The sequence below is a fragment of the Bacillus sp. AL-1R genome (assembly GCF_052180195.1).
In the GTDB taxonomy this organism is placed as follows: domain Bacteria; phylum Bacillota; class Bacilli; order Bacillales; family Bacillaceae_G; genus Gottfriedia.
The window spans coordinates 3725083-3748251 of the sequence record NZ_CP197469.1 but is presented as its reverse complement, the minus strand read 5'-3'; the positions used below and the strand labels follow the sequence as shown (position 1 = coordinate 3748251).

General features: G+C 33.9%; 18 protein-coding genes. 10 read left to right on the top strand and 8 right to left on the bottom strand.

Annotated features, from left to right (window positions below; translation table 11 throughout):
- Positions 1–108: 108 nt before the first annotated feature.
- From ACSBO6_RS18085 to ACSBO6_RS18055, 7 genes are all read left to right on the top strand, one after another.
- Positions 109–4383, top strand: coding sequence for a S8 family serine peptidase (locus tag ACSBO6_RS18085; RefSeq protein WP_498843755.1), 4275 nt, complete (start codon positions 109–111; stop codon positions 4381–4383).
- A 276-nt stretch (positions 4384–4659) separates the two neighbouring features.
- Positions 4660–6237: a DEAD/DEAH box helicase gene (locus tag ACSBO6_RS18080; RefSeq protein ID WP_498843754.1), complete on the top strand. Its 1578-nt coding sequence runs from the start codon at positions 4660–4662 to the stop codon at positions 6235–6237.
- 92 nt (positions 6238–6329) lie between these two features.
- Positions 6330–7283 (top strand): glutaminase A, encoded by a 954-nt coding sequence (gene glsA / locus ACSBO6_RS18075; protein WP_286138334.1) that lies wholly within the window; start codon positions 6330–6332, stop codon positions 7281–7283.
- A gap of 213 nt (positions 7284–7496) precedes the next feature.
- The gene (locus tag ACSBO6_RS18070; RefSeq protein WP_098846449.1) at positions 7497–8246 is read left to right on the top strand and encodes a sulfite exporter TauE/SafE family protein; all 750 of its coding nucleotides are present in this window, start codon (positions 7497–7499) and stop codon (positions 8244–8246) included.
- A gap of 112 nt (positions 8247–8358) precedes the next feature.
- Positions 8359–8850, top strand: a complete 492-nt coding sequence (locus ACSBO6_RS18065) for a DinB family protein (protein ID WP_098846450.1) — start codon at positions 8359–8361, stop codon at positions 8848–8850.
- Positions 8851–8860: 10 nt separating this feature from the next.
- On the top strand, positions 8861–9337 hold the full coding sequence (locus ACSBO6_RS18060) for a GNAT family N-acetyltransferase (protein WP_098846451.1): 477 nt from the start codon (positions 8861–8863) through the stop codon (positions 9335–9337).
- Positions 9338–9353: 16 nt separating this feature from the next.
- Positions 9354–9836 (top strand): methylated-DNA--[protein]-cysteine S-methyltransferase, encoded by a 483-nt coding sequence (locus tag ACSBO6_RS18055; protein WP_098846452.1) that lies wholly within the window; start codon positions 9354–9356, stop codon positions 9834–9836.
- Between the two features lie 70 nt (positions 9837–9906).
- Here the strand turns inward: ACSBO6_RS18055 and ACSBO6_RS18050 are convergent, their stop codons facing one another.
- The 4 genes from ACSBO6_RS18050 to ACSBO6_RS18035 form a co-directional block, all read right to left on the bottom strand.
- Positions 9907–11058, bottom strand: coding sequence for an AI-2E family transporter (locus ACSBO6_RS18050; protein WP_142339224.1), 1152 nt, complete (start codon positions 11056–11058; stop codon positions 9907–9909).
- Between the two features lie 144 nt (positions 11059–11202).
- A complete protein-coding gene (locus ACSBO6_RS18045; protein ID WP_098846454.1) occupies positions 11203–13128 on the bottom strand; it encodes an LTA synthase family protein in 1926 nt (641 codons plus the stop codon).
- Positions 13129–13349: 221 nt separating this feature from the next.
- On the bottom strand, positions 13350–15227 hold the full coding sequence (locus tag ACSBO6_RS18040) for a vWA domain-containing protein (protein ID WP_498843753.1): 1878 nt from the start codon (positions 15225–15227) through the stop codon (positions 13350–13352).
- Between the two features lie 19 nt (positions 15228–15246).
- Positions 15247–16140 (bottom strand): ATP-binding protein, encoded by an 894-nt coding sequence (locus ACSBO6_RS18035; protein WP_098846456.1) that lies wholly within the window; start codon positions 16138–16140, stop codon positions 15247–15249.
- A gap of 386 nt (positions 16141–16526) precedes the next feature.
- On the opposite strand from ACSBO6_RS18035, the gene pflB reads away from it, so the two are divergent.
- The 3 genes from pflB (at position 16527) to ACSBO6_RS18020 (ending at position 19955) form a co-directional block, all read left to right on the top strand.
- A complete protein-coding gene (gene pflB, locus ACSBO6_RS18030; protein ID WP_498843752.1) occupies positions 16527–18752 on the top strand; it encodes a formate C-acetyltransferase in 2226 nt (741 codons plus the stop codon).
- A gap of 96 nt (positions 18753–18848) precedes the next feature.
- Positions 18849–19598 (top strand): pyruvate formate-lyase-activating protein, encoded by a 750-nt coding sequence (gene pflA, locus ACSBO6_RS18025; RefSeq protein ID WP_098846458.1) that lies wholly within the window; start codon positions 18849–18851, stop codon positions 19596–19598.
- Positions 19599–19775: 177 nt separating this feature from the next.
- Positions 19776–19955, top strand: a complete 180-nt coding sequence (locus tag ACSBO6_RS18020; protein WP_498843751.1) for a hypothetical protein — start codon at positions 19776–19778, stop codon at positions 19953–19955.
- A gap of 106 nt (positions 19956–20061) precedes the next feature.
- On the opposite strand, the gene ACSBO6_RS18015 is transcribed toward ACSBO6_RS18020, so the two are convergent.
- The 4 genes from ACSBO6_RS18015 to ACSBO6_RS18000 form a co-directional block, all read right to left on the bottom strand.
- The gene (locus tag ACSBO6_RS18015) at positions 20062–20187 is read right to left on the bottom strand and encodes a YfhE family protein (protein ID WP_069035250.1); all 126 of its coding nucleotides are present in this window, start codon (positions 20185–20187) and stop codon (positions 20062–20064) included.
- 68 nt (positions 20188–20255) lie between these two features.
- Complete coding sequence (locus tag ACSBO6_RS18010) at positions 20256–20816, bottom strand: GNAT family N-acetyltransferase (RefSeq protein ID WP_098846460.1); 561 nt, start codon at positions 20814–20816, stop codon at positions 20256–20258.
- Positions 20817–21122: 306 nt separating this feature from the next.
- On the bottom strand, positions 21123–22253 hold the full coding sequence (locus tag ACSBO6_RS18005) for an amidohydrolase (RefSeq protein WP_498843750.1): 1131 nt from the start codon (positions 22251–22253) through the stop codon (positions 21123–21125).
- A gap of 18 nt (positions 22254–22271) precedes the next feature.
- Positions 22272–23168, bottom strand: coding sequence for a TIGR01777 family oxidoreductase (locus ACSBO6_RS18000; RefSeq protein WP_498843749.1), 897 nt, complete (start codon positions 23166–23168; stop codon positions 22272–22274).
- Between the last annotated feature and the right edge of the window lies 1 nt (position 23169).

Here is a 23169-nt window from a genome sequence, read left to right as displayed (position 1 = left end):
TAGATAAATTAAATAAAAAAAATACGATTTGACACAATTTTCAGGAAATAAAATTGTGTCAATTTTCTTTATACTTAATTTATCAAGGAAAGAAAGTAGGGATCGTAGTTGAAAAGAAATATGTTTAGAAATGTTACAACATTAGCATTAACAACAGGACTAATCAGTACTACAATGACACCAGGTTCTTTTTCACAACAAGTACATGCGCAAGCAACAACAAAGATTGAACAAGTATTAACACAACTGACACCACAACAGCGCGAGGCAATTAAGCAATTGAAATTAAGTGACAAAGAGGGACTTCAATTGTTACCTAATGTTGATCAAACAAGTGATAAGCTTACGTCGGTCATTGTCGAATTTAAGGACAAGCCAGAGCAAACTGCAGTTTTAGAAGCAGAGTCTGATGGCGTAACGCTAACAGCTGATGCAGCAAAAGAGAAGGTGGCTGCTTCACACGAAACATTCCAGAAAGACTTAAAAACAATTTTTAGCAGTGAATTAAAATCAAAGAAAAATCCATATTCAATTAAACGATCATATAAGAAGGCATTTAATGGGGTTTCTATAACTCTACCAGCTAACAAAGTAAAGTCGCTACTTAAATCTAGCGCTGTAAAAGCTGTTTGGAGTGATCTGCAGGTTCAAGTAGAGCCACCTTCAATTAAAGAAACAACAACTAAGCAAACTGCAACTCATACGATGGTTACATTTCCTGGCGTTGAAAAACTTCACCAAGAAGGCATTACAGGAAAAGGTGTAAAAGTCGGAATTCTTGATACAGGGATTGATTACAATCATCCTGATTTAAAAGATGCCTTTAAAGGTGGTTATGATTTCGTCGATAATGACAATGACCCGATGGAAACCTCATATGCCGATTGGAAGAAGTCAGGCAAACCTGAATTAGGTTCAAGCGGTGAAGCGTACTATACTGAGCATGGAACACATGTAGCTGGTATTATTGCTGGACAAGCAAAAAACAGCGCAGATTTTGCTGTAGAAGGTGTTGCACCTGATGCTGATCTTTATGCTTATCGTGTTCTAGGACCTTATGGATCAGGTTCTACATCGGCTATTTTGGCAGGTATCGATAAAGCAGTATCTGATGGAATGGATATCATTAATCTGTCTCTTGGAGCTAATTACAATGATCCATTATATCCTACGAGTATTGCTGTAAACAATGCTGTCCTTGCAGGCGTAACAGCGATTGTCGCAGCAGGAAACTCAGGGGACAGAATGTATTCACTTGGTGCTCCTGGTAATGCTCCTTTAGCAATTACAGTAGGTGCAAGTGACACGTCTGTTACAATTCCAAGTTTTTCAGGTGTATTGCATCCTTCAACAGGCGATATACCGGTGGATTTAAAGCTAGCTGCTCAAGGGTTAACTGATAATGTAGCTGACTTTGATGGGCAAACTTTGCAAATGGTAAATGTATCATATGGTGGTGAACCTAGTTACCAGAAGCGTCAAGAAGATGGTAGTTATTTGCCAATCGATGTAAAGGGAAAAGTTGTTCTTGTGCAACGGGGTAGCTTTGGAATTACTCAGATCATAGCGACAGCTAAATCACATGGGGCAAAAGCTGTAGTATTATATGATGCAGATGTTCCATTAGGGGATGTGTATCTTGGAGATGGTTACGGCTTACTTCCGACATTTTTACTGAGTAACGCCCAAGGAAAAGCTTTAGCTGCTAAATTACCTGTTACAGGTGCATCTATAGGTACATCGCTAGACTTTACATTTAGTAATATGAAACAAATAGTAACTATAGGTGATAAATTAGCACCATTTAGCTCACGTGGTCCATCTCGTGTACTATACGATATTAAGCCTGAAGTAACAGCACCTGGTGTATCTGTTTTCTCTACTGTTCCTTCTTATATGCATGGAGCCGATCAAATTGGAAACTATCAATACGCATATGAGCGCTTATCTGGAACATCAATGGCAACTCCAAACGTTGTTGGAGTAGCAGCATTATTAAAACAAGCTCACCCAGAAATGTCTCCTTCAGATATTAAATCAACACTTATGAATACAGCAGATCCGTTATCTGAAAAATACAGTGTATATGAAGTCGGTGCTGGACGTGTAAATCCTTATGATGCTGTTCATGCTCAGACGGAAATTCAAGTAAAAGATAAAACTTCAACTATAAAAGACAATGCAAGTAATAATGGGGCAACTACTCTTGCTAGTAAGGGAATTAAACAAATTAAAAACATTACTGGTGCTTTAAGCTTTGGAGAACAAGCTGTTTCTGGTAAAGATCTGACAGATCAACGTTCTATTACTTTATTTAATAAAAGCTCTGTAGATAAAACATATGATGTAAAAGTTCAATTCCAAACATTGGACGGGCGATTCACAAATGACTCTAGAAAAGACCAAGATGCTGCTGCAAATGGAGTTACATTAGATGTTAAATCTTCTCTAAAAGTAAAACGATATAGCAGTGCCAATATGGATGCTACAATCAATGTTCCTAAAGATGCGAAACTTGGAACTTATGAAGGTTATGTTGTATATACAAACCAAAAGGATCCGAATGAAACATATAAAATCCCGTTTGCGATTCATACGGTGAAAGAAGGGATAGACTATCTTACTGGTAATCCACAAGCTTTCACAGTACCTTATGAAGCGGCAAGTAATGCGACAAGATGGTCAATTGGGGTTAACTTTAAATTAAATTCTCATATGCGTAATTTTGACTTCTTCCTTGTGGATCCAAAAACAGACAAAGAAATCGGGTTCTTGGGCTCAGCTGATGGAATGGGAGCAGATGAGAATATTGAGTATTATTTCAGAGGAGTTCTAAGTAACGGTCAATATTATCCTTTAACTGGTGATTCGGAAAATCCGATTGCATATGATTTTAAAGAAGTTGATCCAGGGTTATGGAAAATTAGAATGGTAGGAACTAATGATAAAGGTGAAACTTTCACTGCCGATGCACCGGTTTACAATGGGGTGAAAGAAGCAAAAGTAACAATGAACAATATGACAGCTGGAGGCATTTACGAGACTGCTAATCCAACTGACACGAAAGTTACTGTCTCAGGTAATGTGTTTGATAAGGAAATAGACGAGATGAAAGCAGCAGGCATTACTGCTTCACAAGGTGATAATAATTTTACTTATTATAATCCTAATAACTCTCAAGAGAAAAGTATACCACTAGATTCACAAGGTAATTTTAACGCTGAGATACCGTTAAGTACATCTGGTCCAATTGTAAATGCAATTACAGAGTATGACTTCTCGGATTATAGCAAATCAAGTGTTAGAAACTACGGTAGTTTAATTGATGCATATTTTGTTAGAAAAGGAACAGCCTATACAACAGCGATCTCTAATAAACAACGGATAGACATGGGTGAATCAACAACTGTAACGTTTTCAACAAAAAATGTGAATACAAACTTGAAGAAAGCTGAATTCACTTTCCTTTATCCAAGTCAGTACCTTGATTTAATTAATGTACAGCCGAATGCTTCATTTAAAGGAAAACTAGATGTTCAATATAATACTGCTCCTTTCAATAATTCGTTAACTAAAATGACAGTTACCGCAACTGCAACAGGGGACTTAGCTAACACTGGAATCGCTGGTGACGTGTCGTTGGTAGACCTAACATTAAAAGCGAAAGACTTATATTACAAAGGTGCAATGACCTTCTATAATGCAACTGGGTCAAGTCGATTCTTTAACGCAGTTTATACAAATGTGGATAATACGACTGTAACGACACAGGGGATTCAACCGTATTTCTATATTAAACCAACATATTCATTAATGAGAGGTCAAGTTCAGGCAGAAGGATTAATGATGTTTGGAGGTTTAGAGCCTGAAATGAAACAAGTTGATTATATTAAAGCAGGTACAAACATTAGCGTGAAAGATGAAAATGGAAAAGAATATGGTGTATCTGATGAGTTAGGATATTCTCAGTCATTCCCATTTGCTTTTCGAACGAAATTACCAATAACAGACGATGACTTTACATTAAAAATTGACGTACCAGGTCATTTTACATTCTCGAAAGATTTTACAATCGGTGTTAAAGAAAATGGAAAAACGACGGCAGGATCTAAACCAGTCAATTATGACTATATTCCTGGTGGAGATGTAAATAAAGATAATGTCATTGACGTAAAAGACGCTATCTATATCCAAACTTATTGGAATACAAATAAGCGTGATGCTGACATTAACTATGATGGTGCTGTTGATGCAAAGGATATGCAGTATGTCATTAATAACTTCAAAATGCAAAATCCATGGAATGACAATTCACCAAAGGCAGCGACAAAGTATAAGGGCAAAACATTAGATGATGTTTTACAAGCACTAGGATTAGAGTAATTTATCAAACGGTAACCATCGAACGGTTACCGTTTTTTTATGTTATTGAAAAAAGTCAATTTTAAATAGACTAAGGTGATTATTTTACGAAGGAATTGTAAAAAATAACTTGATGCAGTAGAAAAATGACCGATTTCTCTGACACAGTTAAATAAGAATTATTTTAAAAGATTAATAAACGTTGTGATACAATGGATTAGTCGTTTTTTTTGAGTATTTATATGAATCAACCATTATTATTTATAATGATAGAAAATAGAAAGTAAGGTAATTAAAATGAATAAATTTTCTAGTTTAGGTTTAAGTGAGGAGTTAACGGAGTATTTAACTGAATTAGGAATAACTGAGCCTACTCCAATTCAAGAGAAGGCAATTCCAATCGTATTTGAAGGAAAGGATTTAATAGGGCAAGCACAAACAGGGACTGGTAAAACATTTGCATTCTTATTTCCAATTCTTGAAAGAATAAATTTAGAATTACCACATACACAAGCATTAGTCGTTGCTCCAACAAGAGAGTTGGCTCTTCAAATTACTGCTGAGGCTAAAAGAATTGTGAGTGAAGATTTTGGAGTACTTGCTGTGTACGGCGGACAAGATGTTGAACAACAAGCTCGTAAACTAAAAAGCGGTGCACATTTAATCATTGCAACACCGGGTAGACTTTTAGACCATTTAAGACGAGGTACAATCAATCTAGATAAAGTTGATTTTCTAGTGCTCGATGAAGCAGACCAAATGTTACATATTGGATTTTTACACGAGGTAGAAGATATTATCAATCAAACTCCTATATCGAGACAAACCTTATTATTTTCAGCTACAATGCCAGATCAAATCCAATCACTTGCGAAGCGATACATGAAAAAGCCGGAAATTATTAAAGTAAAAGCGAAAAGAATTACGCTAGATGAAATTGAACAATTAATTATTGAAACAACAGATCGCGGAAAATTTAATGCCTTATTAAATCAAATCAAAGAATCAGAGCCGTTTCTAGCAATCATTTTTTGTAGAACAAAAAGAAGAGCGAATAAACTAAATGAACAGCTAAAAGGAAAAGGTCTTTTATCTGAAGAACTTCACGGAGATTTAACCCAAGGCAAGCGCGAAAAAGTTATGAAATTATTCCGCGAAGCTAAAATACAATATCTTGTAGCGACAGATGTAGCAGCTAGGGGTATTGATGTCGAAGGTGTTACTCACGTATTCAACTACGATATACCGTTGGATACAGAAAGCTATGTACATCGAATTGGAAGAACGGGACGTGCAGGAGATACTGGTATCGCGATTACATTTGCAACTCCAAAAGATTTTCAAGATATGAGAATAATTGAAAAAGAGCTTAATCTTTCAATTAAGAGAATCGAAATGGAAAGAGGAGAAAGTTCAGATCGAGCTTATCGAGCTGATCGAACAGAAAATGCGGGTAGAGTACAAAAATCTAGGAATGCAAGTAGAAAAGAAAAAACGAGAAGTGCAGGCAGATCCGAAAGAACGGGAAATACAGGCAGAGCGGAAAGAACAGGAAATGCAGGTAGAGCAGAAAGAACGGGAAATGCAGGTAGAGCAGAAAGAACGGGAAATGCAGGTAGAGCAGAAAGAACAGGAAATGCAGGTAGAGCAGAAAGAACGGGAAATGCAGGTAGAGCGGAAAGAACAGGAAGTTCAGGTAGAGCAGAAAGATCGGGAAGCACAGGCAGAGCGGAAAGAGCCGGAAGTTCAAACAGGGCAGATCGATCAAGAAATGCAGGTAGAGCGGAAAGAACAGGAAATACAAGAAGAGGCGAAAGAACAGAAAGTGTTGGAAGAACAAGAAATGCGGGAAGATCTGGTAGGAGAAGTAGATAGGAAAAAGTGGGAACTTTAGGTAGGTATACTATTTTAAGTGGTTTTGGGAGTGCCTTTTCCCTTAAAAATGAAATAAACAGGTGATTTTTATGATGCAGAATGGATTTCGAGAGGAAAAAGAAGTTCAACAGATGGAGGAATTGAAAGTCCTTATTGAAGATGCAAAAGAGTTTATTCCGTATGGCAAAGTAGCCAATTATATTCCTGCTCTTGCAAAGGCAAATAAAAAGGATTTATCGTTGGCAGTGTTTTTGCCTGATGGACGACATTTTGAAGCTGGTAATACGAGCATTCGTTTTACTTTGCAAAGTATTTCGAAGGTAATTTCGCTTGCTTTAGTCCTAATGGATCGTGGAGAAGATTATGTATTTGAACGAGTAGGGATGGAGCCTACAGGTGATCCGTTTAATTCGATTGCAAAATTAGAAGTTAGGTCTGCAGGAAAGCCGTTAAATCCAATGATTAATGCAGGGGCTTTGGCAGTTACAAGTATGATTAAAGGTCATAGTATAAATGATCGCTTTAATCGACTATTAAACTTTATGAGGGACTTAACAGATAATAAAGATCTTTCATATTCGAAAGAGGTTGCTACATCAGAATTTGAAACGGCACACTTGAACAGATCGCTTTGTTACTTTATGAAAGAACATGGAATCATTACTGAAGATGTTGAGTTGTTATTAGATTTATATACGAAACAATGTTCAATCGAAGTAAACTGTTTAGAATTGGCAAGGATTGGACTTGTTTTTGCACTTGATGGTTGGGATCCGATATCTAAAAAGCAATTAATACCTGAAAAAATAGCAAAGATTTGTAACACTTTTATGGTTACTTGTGGAATGTATAATGCATCGGGTGAGTTTGCAATTAAAGTTGGTATTCCTGCTAAAAGTGGTGTTTCTGGCGGTGTTATGGGTGCGGTACCTCGTCGATTTGGTATTGGTGTTTATGGACCGTCACTTGATGAAAAAGGAAACAGTATAGCCGGTATAAAATTATTAGAGTTACTAGCTTCACGATATAATTTGAGTATTTTTTAAAAATAGGGGCTGTCCATAAGTCATGTTAATTGACGAATGGGCAAGTCCTTTTTATGTTGAAGTAGGCCATCACCGATTCTTATGGATTTAAATTGCAGTTGGCTGTTTATTTGCCTATTCCATCATCAGCCATAAATAATGAGGTCTTTAGTTTCCCCTTTTTCGAATATTTTGTGTATAGTAATGAGAGACGCAAAAAAGGGAGATAGGAAAATGGACTCACTATTATTACTTTTTATTTTAGGAATTGGTGCAGCATTAGTAGGAACATTAGCAGGTGGCGGGGGATTAATTACACTCCCAATGATGATTTTTCTTGGCATTCCTATTCAAACGGGTATTGCCACAAATAAGTTTGCCTCAGGCTTGGGGTCGTTTAGTAGTATTCTTTATACAATTAAAAAGAAAGATTTTAAAGCTTCAGTCATTATTCAATTTATAATTGTTTCGTTCATTGGTGGCGGAATTGGTGCATTTGTAACAAGTATGTTAGATGAACATGTGATGAATATTGTCGCATTAGTTTTATTAGCTGGCTCATTATGGTTAACATTTGCAAGTAAAAAGTGGAACTATGAAACTATGAATAAAAGTGGTGTTGAAAAGCAAACATTGCTAGATCGGGGCATCTTAACGGGGATTGGTGTTTATGATGGGGGCTTTGGTCCAGGGTCTTCTACATTTGCAATCTTGTATTTTATTAAAAAAGGGTTTACGTATGTTAATGCAGTTCAGTTGGCTAGAGTATTAAATTTTGGGAGTTGTTTATCAGCATTTATTATATTTTATATGACAGGTCACTTCCAGTGGAAAATTGCTCTGACAATGGCTGCTGCTTCAATTGTTGGTAATCAAGTTGGGTTAAGATTTGCAGAATTTGTACCAATGAAGTTAGCTAGAATTCTATTAATTTCTGTTTCTGTTTTATTAATTGTTCAAGTAAGCCTGAAGTTATTTGTATAAAGGAATCAAGGTCTGTATATAAAACACAGACCCTTTTTTAGTTTACTAAGAAGGTAGTTTATACCACTTGGTAGAATAGCATAACTAAATAATACTGAAAGAGGTGACTGTAGTGAGTTTGAAAGAATATCAATGGGTAAAAGAAAATCGAGAAGCATTGCTAAACTTTTGTGGTGAATTAAAGCAAGAGGATTTTACTCGAAAATTGGACGGGTTCGGTTTCCAAAGTGTTAGAGAAACGCTATTACATATTGCTGATTGTTATATCGCATGGATAGGATCTTTTATATTATTAAAAACAAAAAAGCCAATTACACCAAAGGAAAATATTGTGAATATTAGTCTTGATGATATTAAATCAAGATTTGAACAAGCTAATCAATACGTTAATGAATTATTGGATATGACAGTGGACCGCTTGAATCGACCAATTGTTCAAAAGATTCCATGGAGAGATCAGAATGAAGAAATATCCCTCACACCGATGAAATTGCTCGTACATACGATTACACATGAATATCATCATAAAGGACAAATCGTCGCGATGGCTCGACTGATGGGGTATATTCCACCTAATACTGATGTTTTAGGTACAGAGGATTAAGGGAGGAAAAATGAAGGTCAGACTGGCAGAAATAAAAGATATTGATCAGTTAATTAAGATGAGATGGGACTTTACTTTGGAAGATTACGAGACTGGAAGAATTAAAGCGAGCGAATACAATGACTTTTACAATGAATGTCGTGATTTTTTACTAAAGGCATTGAACAGTAAACAGTGGTATATATGGGTTGCTGAAATAGAAGGTACAATTGCTTCCCATATTTATATTGAGCTTATTCAAAAAGTACCTCGACCTGGTAGAGTGACTAATCCTTTTGCTTTCATGACGAATGTATATACATTAAAGGATTATCGGGGGCAGGGGATTGGCGGAATATTAATCTCCCAAGTAAATAACTGGGTATGTGAAATGAACTTCGAGTTTGTTATTGTTTGGCCGAGCGAGCAAGGAGTTAATTTTTATAAACGGTACGGTTATAATCGATGTAGTGAAGCGATGGAGTATTTTCCAAATTTTGATAAATAATCTAGGAGAATGATTTATGGATCAATTAGATACAGCTTATATAGACACTCCTTTAGGCATATTAAGGATTGTTGGAAATGAAAAAGGAGTAGCATTTATTGATTTTGTCAAAGAAGAGAATGACGAAATTCAAAAAATTGTGCCACCTTCTTTGAAAGAGGCAGGGAATGAGTTGATTGAATATTTCAATGGAACTAGGAAAGAATTTAGTATTCAATCAATTGCAAAAGGAACTCCTTTTCAAGAAAGTGTGTGGAGGGAACTAGTTAAAATTAAATATGGAGAAACTGCTTCATATGCAGATATTGCTAATCGAATTGGGAAACCAAAGGCTGTAAGAGCAGTTGCGAATGCAAATGCAAGAAATCCATTAAGTATCATCGTTCCATGCCATCGGATTATTGGATCAAACGGTAAGCTAACGGGTTATGCTGGCGGACTGTGGAGAAAGGAATGGCTCTTAAATAGAGAGCAGGGAAGAGAGACGCTTAAATTGTAAAAAGAAAGAGCAAGAATAATGGAAGTGTTAAGAGTGAATGTCACTCCAACTTCATTATTCTTGCTCTTATTTATTCTTTTGGTTCGTTATCGTTGTTAATGTTTATTTCGATATTTGTTTCAGTATCATCATCAATAATCTTATCTGCGAATTTCGCCTTTTTCTTTAAATTGATAATCCTAGAGATATTAACAATCACTACTTTACAAATTGCATATGTTGGTACAGCTAAAACCATACCAAGTACACCAGCAAAGTTACCAGCGAATAATAATAATAAAATAATCGTCAAAGGATGAATATTTAACTTTTTCCCCATGATGTATGGCGAAATTAAGTTTGAATCAATTTGTTGAACAATAACAATGATTAGTACAACGAATAAAGCTAATTTTGGAGAAATTAAAGCTGCAACGATCACTGCAGGAGCTCCACCAATAAACGGACCAAAGTAAGGGATAATATTTGTAATAGCAGCTACTAACGCTAAAATTAATGCATTAGGTATTCCGATAATACTATATCCAATAAATGTTCCAATTCCAACAAAAATACAAACAATTGTTTGACCTTGAATGTAAGAAGCCAATGTTTCGCCTGTTTCATTAGCTATATGAATTGCTTCATTCCTTAAGCTTTGTGGTAAAAAACGAGACAGTGCAGCTGGAAATTTATGACCGTCTTTAAACATATAAAACAGTATAAATGGAACTGTAACGATGATTAACGTTACATTACTTAAAATATTGAAAAACGCACCAATTCCACCTGTAATACCACCTAGAAATACTAGAGCATAGTCCGCAACTTTCTTTTCTAAATCTTTAATTTCAACGTAATTTTGACTTCCTAACCACTTCTCTAATAAGCCAATCTTATTTGTTGCTTCATTTACAATTGTTGGCATATTATTTACTAAATCTTTAAATTGTTCAGTTAAGGTTGGGAATACATTGATGATAGATACGACAGCAATTAAGATTAATCCGAGATAGAGAAGAAGAATGCCTATTGAACGGGGCACTTTCTTTCGCTCTAAAAAATCAACGATTGGTGCGAACAGGAAATAGAGAAAGACTGAGACTAGAATTGGAGCGAATAATGTACTTATTAAAATAGCAATTGGTTGAAATAAGAATGATATTTTTGTTCCAACGAATAAAACTAAAAATAATAATAGTAGTTCGATCGTCCAAAATAATAACTTAGAGTTTTTATACAATGAATATCCTCCCACTATATTTTAATTAAAAAGATTATGTATAAATACCATATTATAACAAAAAGAGATGCTTGTAAAAGCATCTCTCGGTGTATAAAACTAAAAATTTATTTATCAGACAATAAGGTTCTATTGAAATACCTCTTACTGATTTGGTTCAGTAATTGTTTGCATTGTACCTGTTTTATGCTTATTGTTGCTGTAGAAACGGAATAAATCACCGTAAACAATATTATCTGAAAGTGTTAGCTCTTTTTTTGCTTTATCAATCAATTGTTTCGCTTCTTGATCTGGTACTTCGACTTTTTCGGCAGTTAAACGATTATAAAATTCATTCGAGCCCGCTACATAATAATATTTACTTGTAACGAAGCTTCCATCACGGAAAACAATGAATTCTGAATAATCTGGGCTAAATAAATCTTTACCAAACTCGATATCATTTTTTGTATCAACACCTAATAGATGTAGAATCGTAGGTTTTACGTCTATTTGACCAGCAACCTTTGATATTGTTTTACCTTGGTTTTGTTTAGGTAAATGAATAATGAATGGCGTACGTTGTAAATCCATATGGTCATATGAATTAATCTCGTCTTTTCCTAAGAACTGAGCCATTGCACGATTGTGATTTTCAGAAATACCGTAATGATCTCCATACATTACAATAATTGTATTATCATATAGACCTGATTTTTTTAATCCTTCAATAAAGTGTTTAATTGATTCATCCATATATCGTACTGTCGTTACATAACGATCAAGTGTCTCGTCACCAGAATTATATTGATCAATGAATTGATCCCCGGGATCAAGTAAGAAAGGATAATGGTTTGATAATGTTAAAAATCTAGTATAAAACGGTTGTTTCACTTGAGATAAGAGAGGTATGGATTGCTTGAAGAAATCTTCATCCTTTAACCCCCAGTTTACCGAGTTTTCATCGGTAATAGTATAATCTACTTCATTAAAGTAACGATCGTAACCTAATGAAGGGTACATTACATTTCGATTCCAAAAGCTTTTATTATTTGCATGGAAAACAGCTGAATAATATCCTTGATCTTTTAATATTTCAGGTGTAGCCATATATTCGTTATTTGCATGTGTAAAATAAACAGCACCACGATCTAGTGGATATAAAGAGTTATCAATAATGAACTCAGCATCAGAGGTTTTTCCTTGACCAGTTTGGTGATAGAAGTGGTCAAAATAATAACTTTCTTCTTTAATGTATTTATTTAAAAATGGAGTTATTTCTTTACCATTAACCTTTGCACCAATTGTAAAAGTTTGCATTGATTCTAAAGAGATAACAATAACATTTTTACCTTTATATTTACCGAAAAGCTTTGCGTTTGCTTTTACGTCGTTACCATTTACATAGTTTTCAATTTCAGTTAATTTACTACTATCCGCAAAGGCTTTTTGTGTTGAAGTCTTTGTTTGAAGTGATAAGTCATAGCCTTGATAAACATAAAGTCCAAGATTTTTTACTAGCATTTCACGATCAAAAGATCGAGTAAGCAACTCAGGTCTTTCCATTTCAGCTAAACCTAAGTTTAAAACTGCAATGGCAATCGTAATTAAATAATAAGTTGACTTCATAAAAGAAGGAACTCGATTTGTGTTTGAAAATTTAGGAAATTTTTTTGAGATCAAATATAGGATAGGGATATCAATAAACATGAATAGTATTTTAAAGCTTGCTAGTTCTTTTACACTTGATCCTAAATCACCCATATTACTAGTTTGGAACAGCACTGGTAGTGTTATGAAGTCATTAAAGAATCCGTAAAATAAAACGTTTCCACATAATAGCAAAGTTAAAATGAAATTAATCAAGAGTGCTATTGTGTTACGTTTATTCCCTTTGAAAAAAAGTGCGAACCCTACAAGGAATAATGAGGATGCCAAAGGGCTTATAAATAATATTACATTTTGAAAGACAGTATCGATCTTTAAATCGAATCCAAACAGAGTAACAATATACGTTTTTAGCCAGACTACTAATGCAACCAGTAATACGAATTGTACACGTGAGAATGTTGCTTTAAATGAAGTAGGCATAGTCCTAATCCCCCTTAAATACAAAACAAACTAGTAATCAATCACTAGCTTTTCTTTAAATCTGCATCTCTCTAAGTCGTCAAAATTTATCGTACTCCTATTGATTTTAAAAATCAATAGGAAATACGAATTCATTATGTAAATCTGTTCGACAAAATACTCTAAAAAAAAAGAAATAGGCTTACGTAAGCTTATTTCTTTTCATTTTATGGACAACTATCTTATTCTATGCTTCTTAATAATAATTTTTTTAGCATTGGTTTTAATTGAAGTCTTAAATCCTCTGCATTTGAAGCAATTAAGTAATGGTGCTGATAAATATTTTTCATTAATTGTGAGGTTTCTTCTTGGTGTTCCTCTTCTTCTATGAAAGTACCGATTACCTCAATTCCAAGTTTTCTAGCTTGTTTAACTGCTTCATGCGTATCGATAATTCCATCCTGGAAATAATCTAATGCTGAAGGTTCACCATCTGTAAACACGAGCAAAAATTTATGCTTTTCTGGACGCTTAGCGAGTTCCTCTGAAACAATTCGAATCATTAAGCCGTCACGATTGTCCTCTTCTTCTTGAAGTTGCATTATATTTGGGCCAACTGAAGGTGATAAAGAGCTTGAAAATGGAATGACTTGATGTAAAATATTTGGTTTATTTTCTTTTGTAGCGTTTGAAGCATCCTCCCAAAAGCCACTAATGCTATGAGAGATTTTTAACTGTTTTAATGTTTCATGAAACAGAATAACGCTTTTTTTCACTTCATCCATTTTATTAAACATTGATCCGGAGCAATCGACTAATAAGTAAAAAACAGCATCCAATTCTTTTGATTCAGTTTGTTTTTTATAAAACATTTTAGGATTTTCTTCTGTGAAAAGTCGAATCCATTTTTTATTTAATCTACCATAATATTTATCAGTCGGTGCATTTTGCTTATTTTCTAAGGATTTTTCAATCGTTTTTCTTAGTTCTTTAACATCTTTAGATACCATTTGCGACAATGTAGAATATTGTTTCTTTTCAGTAACTGTTTGCCCAGTTGCTTCTTTATATTGAATAGATACATTACTATTGTATTTACCAAATGGATTTTGCTGTGAAGAGGATGAATTCGAAGCCTCATGGGAATCAGTTTGTTTTGACTTTTTATTCTCGCCTTGTTTGGATGAACCGAATGCATTTGCAATTGCCTGATCGCCAGCCTCTTCTTCTCGTGCAAAATTGGCTTTTATAGAAGTTTTTGTTCCACTTTCAACTTCAAATCGTAAAAAATTATCATCTGTTTCATTATTTTTACTTTCTCTATGCCAAGTTGATAATCTTTCATCTTCGCTATTTCTTTCATCAAGACCCTCTTGCTGGTCGTCATTTTGAAGTTCTTTTACCTTACTATTACATGATGCTAATTCGTTATTTTTATTTAGTGGTAAATAGCCAAAGTATGTGTGAATCATATCTTCCCTATACTGTGAGAGTAATCTTTGCTGCACACTAAATACAATAGAAGAAATATCACTTGTTTTCTTAGCTTCAAACGTTTGAAAGAGGATAGGTAAAATATCCTCGAGTTGTTCATTCGTTTGATAAGTTAATTGAGTAGAAGTAAGTGAGAGATAAATTAAACAAAATAATTGATCTAAATGAAAATTACGCATTTCATTTGCTTTGAATTGTGATTGAAAATAATGTCTATATATCTTTTTTCTCGTAGAAAATAATTGTCTTGTACCTGGTCTTTGCAAAATAATCAGTTCTTCAAGTCGGATATCTTCTAAAAGGACAAACAACTGTGTAAAAAAACTTTTTAAATGAGTTTCTTGTAGTTCCTTTAGTGTATCTTTGAACTCACTAAAATCTGAATAATGTTTATTACCTAAAGCTTTTAAATAAACATCTGATTTCAAACCTTGTAACTGGGTACGATGCTCTTGTGTATCCCAAAAGTGACTGACAGTAAATTTTTGTTCTTCATCATCGTAATACGCTTGGAAATCAAATTCTAAAAATGAATTACGATCTTTCGAAAGAGAAATCGATAAATTTTCCATTTGAAGAAAAGTGGAAGCGTCGATTTTTTTATTGTTAAAAATGATTTGTTTCATATATTAATCATCACTCATTTCAAGAAAGAAAATAACTTTCAGCTAGTTCTCTAACAGTCTCACGCTCAATGTCATCAGATAATTTAGCGATAATCGTGCGTTCAATTGCTCGAAGTACTGGTATATGAACAGATAAATCACATGCGTCAAGAACACCACGAATACTTGCTGCATCTTCACTAATTCTGCCTTCACTTGCTAATGGAATTAAATCGCTTGAAAAGCTTGTGAATTTCTTCAGTAGTTCTTCATCTTTTAGTTCAGATTCATCTTTTAATAACTGAAGTAATGATTCTCCATTAATATATGGAACATCTATAATAATGAAGCGATTTTTTAAAGCTTCATTTAATTCGCTTGTTCCTACATAACCTTCATTTATAGCTGCAATTACTCTAAAGTTTTCGTCACCTTTTACTACTTCTTGAGTAAATGGATTGGTAATCATTTTTCGATAATCAAGTGCACCATGTAGTAATGGTAATGTTTCTGGTTTTGCCATGTTAATTTCATCGATATATAAAATATGACCTTTCTTCATTGCTTTCATTAAAGGCCCATCGACGAAAACTACTTCCGATCCATTTGTATTAGAAGCAATTGTATTATATCCAACAATTCCTTCTAAATCTAAATCGACAGAACAGTTTATGCTATGCATCGGTTGATAGAGTAATTTTGATAAGGTCTCAGCTAAAACCGTTTTACCACTACCTGTAGGCCCTTTTAATAATATATTTTTACCAAGTAGAAGGGCAGTAATTGCATCTTCTAAAATCGTTTTATCTTGCGAAACATATTGTTTCGTTCCAATTAATAATTGCTCTTCATTTAGAACTTTTTGAATTTGTTCATTATATATTAAATTTAATTTTTCATTTATCGAACTAGAAAGATTAAGTTGTGTATTCATAAATTGCTCCTTTATATAAACATTGTTCAAATGGATTGTTCATTTTTGTATTAACCATAGTATTATCGCATATTTGGATTGTGAATGTCTTGTCCACAAATTTTCATAAATTTGCTAATACAGTTACTATCTATTGAGTATAACAGTTTGTTGTTTAACAAGAAAGTTTTCTGAGTGAATTACTAGATATATGAAGCAACTGTAATTTAGTGGAAAGAATAAAAGGTTAATGTGAGTTAACATTTCTGTCACTTTGTTCAACATTTCACAATTTGTTCATATTATAAACGATTGTTTCAGTTCATCCTATGATAAATTAGTTACGTAATCTGTTATATACTTAAAAAACTTTCTGTATTATATGCAAAAAGAGGAGGAGTAATACGATGGAACAATGGAGACAATTTGAAACTGGGCGATGGGAAAAAAAGATTGATGTAAGGGACTTTATACAAAAAAACGTTAAATCTTATGTTGGGGATGACTCTTTTCTTTCAGGTCCAACGGATGCAACTAACAAACTATGGGATATCGTACTTAAACTATCTAAAGAAGAACGTCAAAATGGTGGAGTTTTAGATATGGATACGAAAATTGTATCTACGATTACTTCACATGAACCAGGATACTTAGAGAAAGAATTAGAACAAATTGTTGGATTCCAAACAGATAAACCTTTCAAAAGATCATTACAACCGTTTGGTGGTATTCGAATGGCTGAAGCATCATGCGAGTCTTACGGATATAAAGTTGATGATGAAATAAGCAAGATCTTTACAGAATATAGAAAAACACATAATCAAGGTGTATTTGATGCCTATACATCAGAAATGAAAGCTGCAAGACGTTCTGGTGTTATTACAGGTCTACCTGATGCATACGGTCGTGGAAGAATTATAGGTGACTATAGAAGAGTAGCATTATATGGGGTAGATCAACTTATTAAAGATAAGATTGAAACATTAAATAGAACAACAAGTGTTATGTCAGAAGAAGTAATAAGAGATCGTGAAGAACTAAATGAACAAATACGTGCTTTAAATGAATTAAAACAAATGGCAAATAAACATGGGTTTGATATTTCTAGACCTGCAACAAACGCAAAAGAAGCGTTTCAATGGCTATATTTTGGCTATTTAGCTGCAATTAAAGAGCAAAATGGAGCCGCTATGAGTTTAGGACGAGTTTCAACATTTTTAGATATTTATATTGAACGTGATTTAGAAGAAGGTACTTTAACTGAGCAAGAAGCACAAGAATTAGTCGATCATTTTGTAATGAAATTGAGATTAGTCAAGTTTGCTCGTACTCCTGATTATAATGAGTTATTTTCTGGCGATCCTACTTGGGTAACAGAGTCAATCGGTGGAATAGGAATAGATGGTCGTCCGCTTGTAACGAAGAACTCATTTCGCTTTTTAAATACTTTAGATAACCTAGGACCAGCACCAGAACCTAATTTAACTGTCCTTTGGTCAGCAAAACTGCCTGATGGATTTAAACAATATTGCGCTAAAATGTCAATTAAAACTAGCTCAATTCAATATGAAAATGATGATATCATGCGCCCGGAATATGGTGATGATTATGGTATTGCATGTTGTGTATCAGCTATGACAATTGGTAAACAAATGCAATTCTTTGGTGCTCGTGCAAATCTTGCTAAAGCATTATTATACGCAATTAACGGCGGTAAAGACGAAAAGTCAAAAGCTCAAGTAGCACCTATGTATGCTCCGATTACATCTGAATATCTTGACTATGAAGAAGTAAAAGTTAAGTTCGATGTTTTATTAGATTGGTTAGCCGGCTTATATGTGAATACATTAAATTGTATCCACTATATGCATGATAAATATAGTTATGAACGAATTGAAATGGCGTTACATGATGCAAATATAAAACGTACTATGGCAACGGGGATTGCAGGACTTTCAGTATGTGCCGATTCATTATCAGCTATAAAGCATGCAAAAGTTAAAACAATTCGCGATGAGAATGGAATTGTTGTTGATTTTGAAATTGAGGGAGAATATCCAAAATACGGGAACAACAATGATGATGTAGATGATATTGCTGTAGAACTTGTTGAAAGCTTTATGGCAAAAGTAAGAAAGCATAAAACATATCGTAATTCAATTCATACAACATCAGTGCTAACAATTACCTCTAATGTTGTATATGGTAAAAAGACAGGTAACACACCAGACGGAAGAAAAGCAGGTGAACCATTTGCTCCTGGTGCTAATCCGTTACATGGACGCGATACACATGGAGCGCTAGCGTCATTAAATTCAGTAGCAAAATTACCTTATGAAGATGCACAAGATGGAATTTCAAATACTTTCTCAATTGTTCCAAAAGCTTTAGGCAAGGACGAGAGTACACAAATATTAAACTTAGTAGCAATGTTAGATGGATATACAGAAAAAGGTGGTCATCACTTAAACGTAAATGTATTTAATCGAGAAACATTAATGGATGCGATGGAACATCCTGAAGAATATCCACAATTAACAATTCGAGTCTCGGGTTATGCAGTTAACTTTATAAAATTAACTAGGGAACAACAAATTGACGTAATAAATAGAACTTTCCACGGTTCTATGTAAAAATCTCTCGTGTTCCAAGCCTAGTGGGGGACATGCTTCACTAGGCTTTTATTGTTTTTACTAAATAAGGAATAAATTGTTCAAAGGAGAATGACAATGATTTCAGGAAATATACATTCAATTGAAACTTGTGGAACTGTCGATGGACCAGGTCTTAGATATGTCATTTTTACGCAAGGTTGTTTATTAAGATGTCAATATTGTCATAACGCAGATACGTGGAAAATTGGAGCAGGTAAAGAAATGTCAGTTGATCAATTAATGAAGGATATCAAGACATATATTCCATTTATGAGATCATCTGGGGGGGGGGTTACGGTTAGTGGAGGAGAACCATTATTACAATTAGACTTTTTATTAGAACTGTTTAAATCTTGCAGAAAAAAGGGGATCCATACAACAATTGATACATCTGGTGGATGTTTCAGTACTGATCCAAACTTTCTTTTAAAATTAGACGAAGTATTAGAATACACTGATTTAGTATTATTGGACTTAAAGCATTTTGACGAGAAAAGACATATAAAACTTACGGGGAAATCAAATGAGCAGATTAAAAATTTTGCAAAGTACTTGGATAAGAAAAATATCCCGGTTTGGATTAGACATGTCCTAGTTCCTGGAATCACCGACTCAGAAGATAATCTAATTAAACTAGGTGACTTTATAAGCAAATTAAGCAATGTGGAAAAAGTAGAAGTTTTACCATATCATCAATTAGGAGTCTATAAATGGGAAGCATTAGGATTAAAATATCCCCTAAAAGATATTCAGCCACCATCTAATGAAAGTGTTCATCATGCTTATCAACTATTAACTCAAATGAAGGAATTGCAAACTTGTTAATAAAACTAATTAAATTGAACTGTCCTTTAAATGTTAGTAGGCGTCTAACATTTAAAGGACAGTTTATTTTATAAGCTTTTTATGATTATTTAGACGATTGACTAAAATAAATTTGAGGTTAGTGAATATAATGAAAAATAGTTATTTATAGTTTCTTAGTTTAAAGGGTGAATTTTTATGAAGGAGTTTCGGTTTTCGTGGTATGTTTTACTAGATGATCAAAATGCTATCGAAGGGGGATCTTTTGTTCGAGGAGAAAAAATTGAAGATGAAATGCATCGAATAAAAGAAAAACTTAGTAAAGACTATTATGTTAGACCCTCTTCGATTTATATTATTGAATCAAGTGAAATTTAAATATGATATTGTAAATTTTGAAAGATATTTATAATGTTTTTTACTAATGTTAAAGTTATTCTAGAAAAACAAAAAAGGCTTCCTAAGAAAGCCTTTTTGAATAGAATTATTTGCCTATGCCATTAAAATTAGTATAACCTGCAGCACGATCAGCTCTTTTAAATTCTTTTGCATATAATACTTCTTGGGTAGAACTTAAATTACGTCTCGTTTTATCTTTTCGTTTATCCACAAAAAACACCTCGCTAAGTTATAAAATCCTTAGTAAGTTTCTCCAATTTTTGTGGCTAGTATACTAAATTATGCTTCTTTTAAATGTGAAACTTCATGTTGTTGGTAATCTTCACGCATTGTATGCAATAAATAATTATCTTTGGTGATTTCAAATAAATCGTATATTTCCTCATTTTGATTAATTTCATCATATAAACTTTTACGTGATTCATTTGCTAATGATGCGTATGGTAGTTTACTTGCAGCATAAAAAGAGCGTTTATTAACTTTACGAATTCGCATAAAAATAGAGTTTATTCCTAAATCGTGAAATAACTCATGGAAGAAAGCGTCTTTTGCTGGTTTGTTATAACCCATTCCGTGATATGGTTTGCCTAACCATGTCCCTAAAAAGCCATATCCATCTTCAATATCATGTAAAGAAATGTTACCAATAGGGTTACCCCACTCATCTAAAATTGTTCTTGATATCATTTTCCCTTGTTCTTCTAGTTCGATTGCTTGCTTTGTGATAAATAGAAATTCTTCGTACGAATTTGCTTTGTGGCGCACAAAGGGAAAGACATCAGGATGCACCATAAGTTCAAAAAGTACAGAACAATCTTGTAAATCTCGCTGTTTCAGCATCTCTACTCCTCCTCATAATAAGGGTAGCGAAAGAAGGTTACGCCACCCGCGAAATTTTTGTGAGGACTAAACAATAAAATTTAAAGTCCTGTGAAGTGCATTAACTATGAATAATTTTTTAATGCACCCTAAAATTTCGGGGTGGGAATCGAACCCACTAGGACCAGCGATTTACTGGTGGCTCACCATTTGCCTTTCCCGTTAAAATACTATATAAGAAAAGTGTTTTCACACTTTCTATTTAATTTACCGCAAACGTTCTTACTATACTATAATAAACGATTTTTTTCAAATTGCAAACTAAAATTATTCGATATTTTTATACACAATTCTACCGTCTATGACAGTAAGTAATGGTTTAGCCATATAATGAAATGGATGATGGGACCATAATACTACATCACCATCTTTACCAATTTCTAAGCTACCAATTCTATGAGATAAATTAAGGTTTTTTGCTGGATTAATTGTAATTGCTTTTAAAGCCTCGAGCTCAGGTAAACCCTCTCGAACTGCTATAGCTGCACATACATTCAAATACTGAATTGGGGTATAAGGATGGTCAGTTGTAATTGAAACACTTACCCCGTTATCAGCAAGAGCTTTGTATGTAGTCCAGGTTTTATTTTTTAATTCGACTTTTGAACGTCTAGTTAATGTAGGACCAACAGATACTTGAAGGTTTCGATCCTTTAGATGGTCAATAATTAAATGTCCTTCAGTACAATGTTCAATTCGTATATCTAAGTTAAATTCTTCGCCAAAACGTATAGCTGATAAAATATCATCTGCACGATGAGCATGAATTCGTACCGGTATTTCTCTATTTAAAGCTTTAATAATTGGTAAAATTCGAAAGTCTTCTGGGTTATGCGAGTTTTGAGCTTCATAGAATGCTTCACGAAGCATTCCCATAATACCCATTCTTGTAATTGATTCTTTATTCCCATTACTGTGAGTTCTTTTTGGATTTTCGCCAAAAGCGATTTTTAATCCAGACGGTTCTTGAATGATCATTTTATCGACACTTTTACCATATGTTTTAATTGTACAAGTTGTTCCACCAATTACATTCCCACTACCAGGCATAATATGAGCTGTTGTAATTCCATGTTGGATTGCATCAGAAAAAGCAACATCAAGTGGCAATATTCCATCCATTGATCGAATATGTGGAGTTAAAGCTTCAATTGTTTCATTCGCATCGTTTCCAGCCCAACCAGTACCTTCGTCATATAGTCCTAAGTGAGTGTGCACATCAATAAAACCTGGGAATAGTGGTTTTCCGGCACATTCTATGACAATTGTTTGATCTTCAACCGAAAAAATCTCAGGTGCAATTTCTTTAATTTTCCCATTCTCAATTAACAAATCATGGTTATATAAAACTTGAGATGTAATAGGGAAAATGGTTGCATTTTTAAATAATAAATTCATGATAAATCCTTTCAAATACTAATTTAAAGTAAACAGTAAAGCTTCTTTTAAAGATGGAAATTGAAAGTTATAATTAGTTTGAATGGCTTTAGAAGGCATAACTCTTTGACCTTCTAAAACTAGCATACTCATTTCACCTAGTAATAATTGAAGGGTAAAATTTGGAACTTTCAATTTATTTGGTCGATGTAAAGCTGCTGAAAGGGACCTGCTAAACTCGTTCATTGTTACTGGATTAGGTGCCACTAAATTGATTGGCCCACTAATTTCGGTATTTTTTATTGAATGTAGTATTAGGCCAACAACATCTTTCTCATGAATCCAAGATATCCACTGGGTACCTTTTCCGATTGGACCACCAATAAACAATTTAAAAGGCAAAATCATTTTTGGAAGTGCTCCACCGTTTAACCCTAAAACAAGACCAAATCTAGCAAGGATGGTCCGAATTCCTAGTTCTTCAGCTTTTTTAGCAACAGTTTCCCATTCTCTTACAGTTGATGCTAAAAAATCATTTGAAATAGGCTTGTCATGTTCATTAAAAGATAATGATTCAGAGGTTCCATAATACCCAATTGCACTGGCATTAATAAAAAGGTTTGGACGATGGGCTTGTCTTTCAAACCATGTAATTAGAATATTTGTTGAAGTTAATCTACTTTGTAGAATTTTGTCTTTTAATTGTTTCGTCCACCTACCGCTGTTTATTGATTCACCAGCTAAGTTAATGACTATGTCAATGGACTCTCTAAAAGAATTCGAGGTTAATTGATCCCAATTAACATAAGTAATAAATGGATTAGAAGATGTTCTTATATTTCTTGTGACAATATAACATTGATATTCACGTTGGATAAATTCATTTATTAATTGAGATCCAATAAACCCTGTACCGCCTGTAAGAAGAATCTTCATC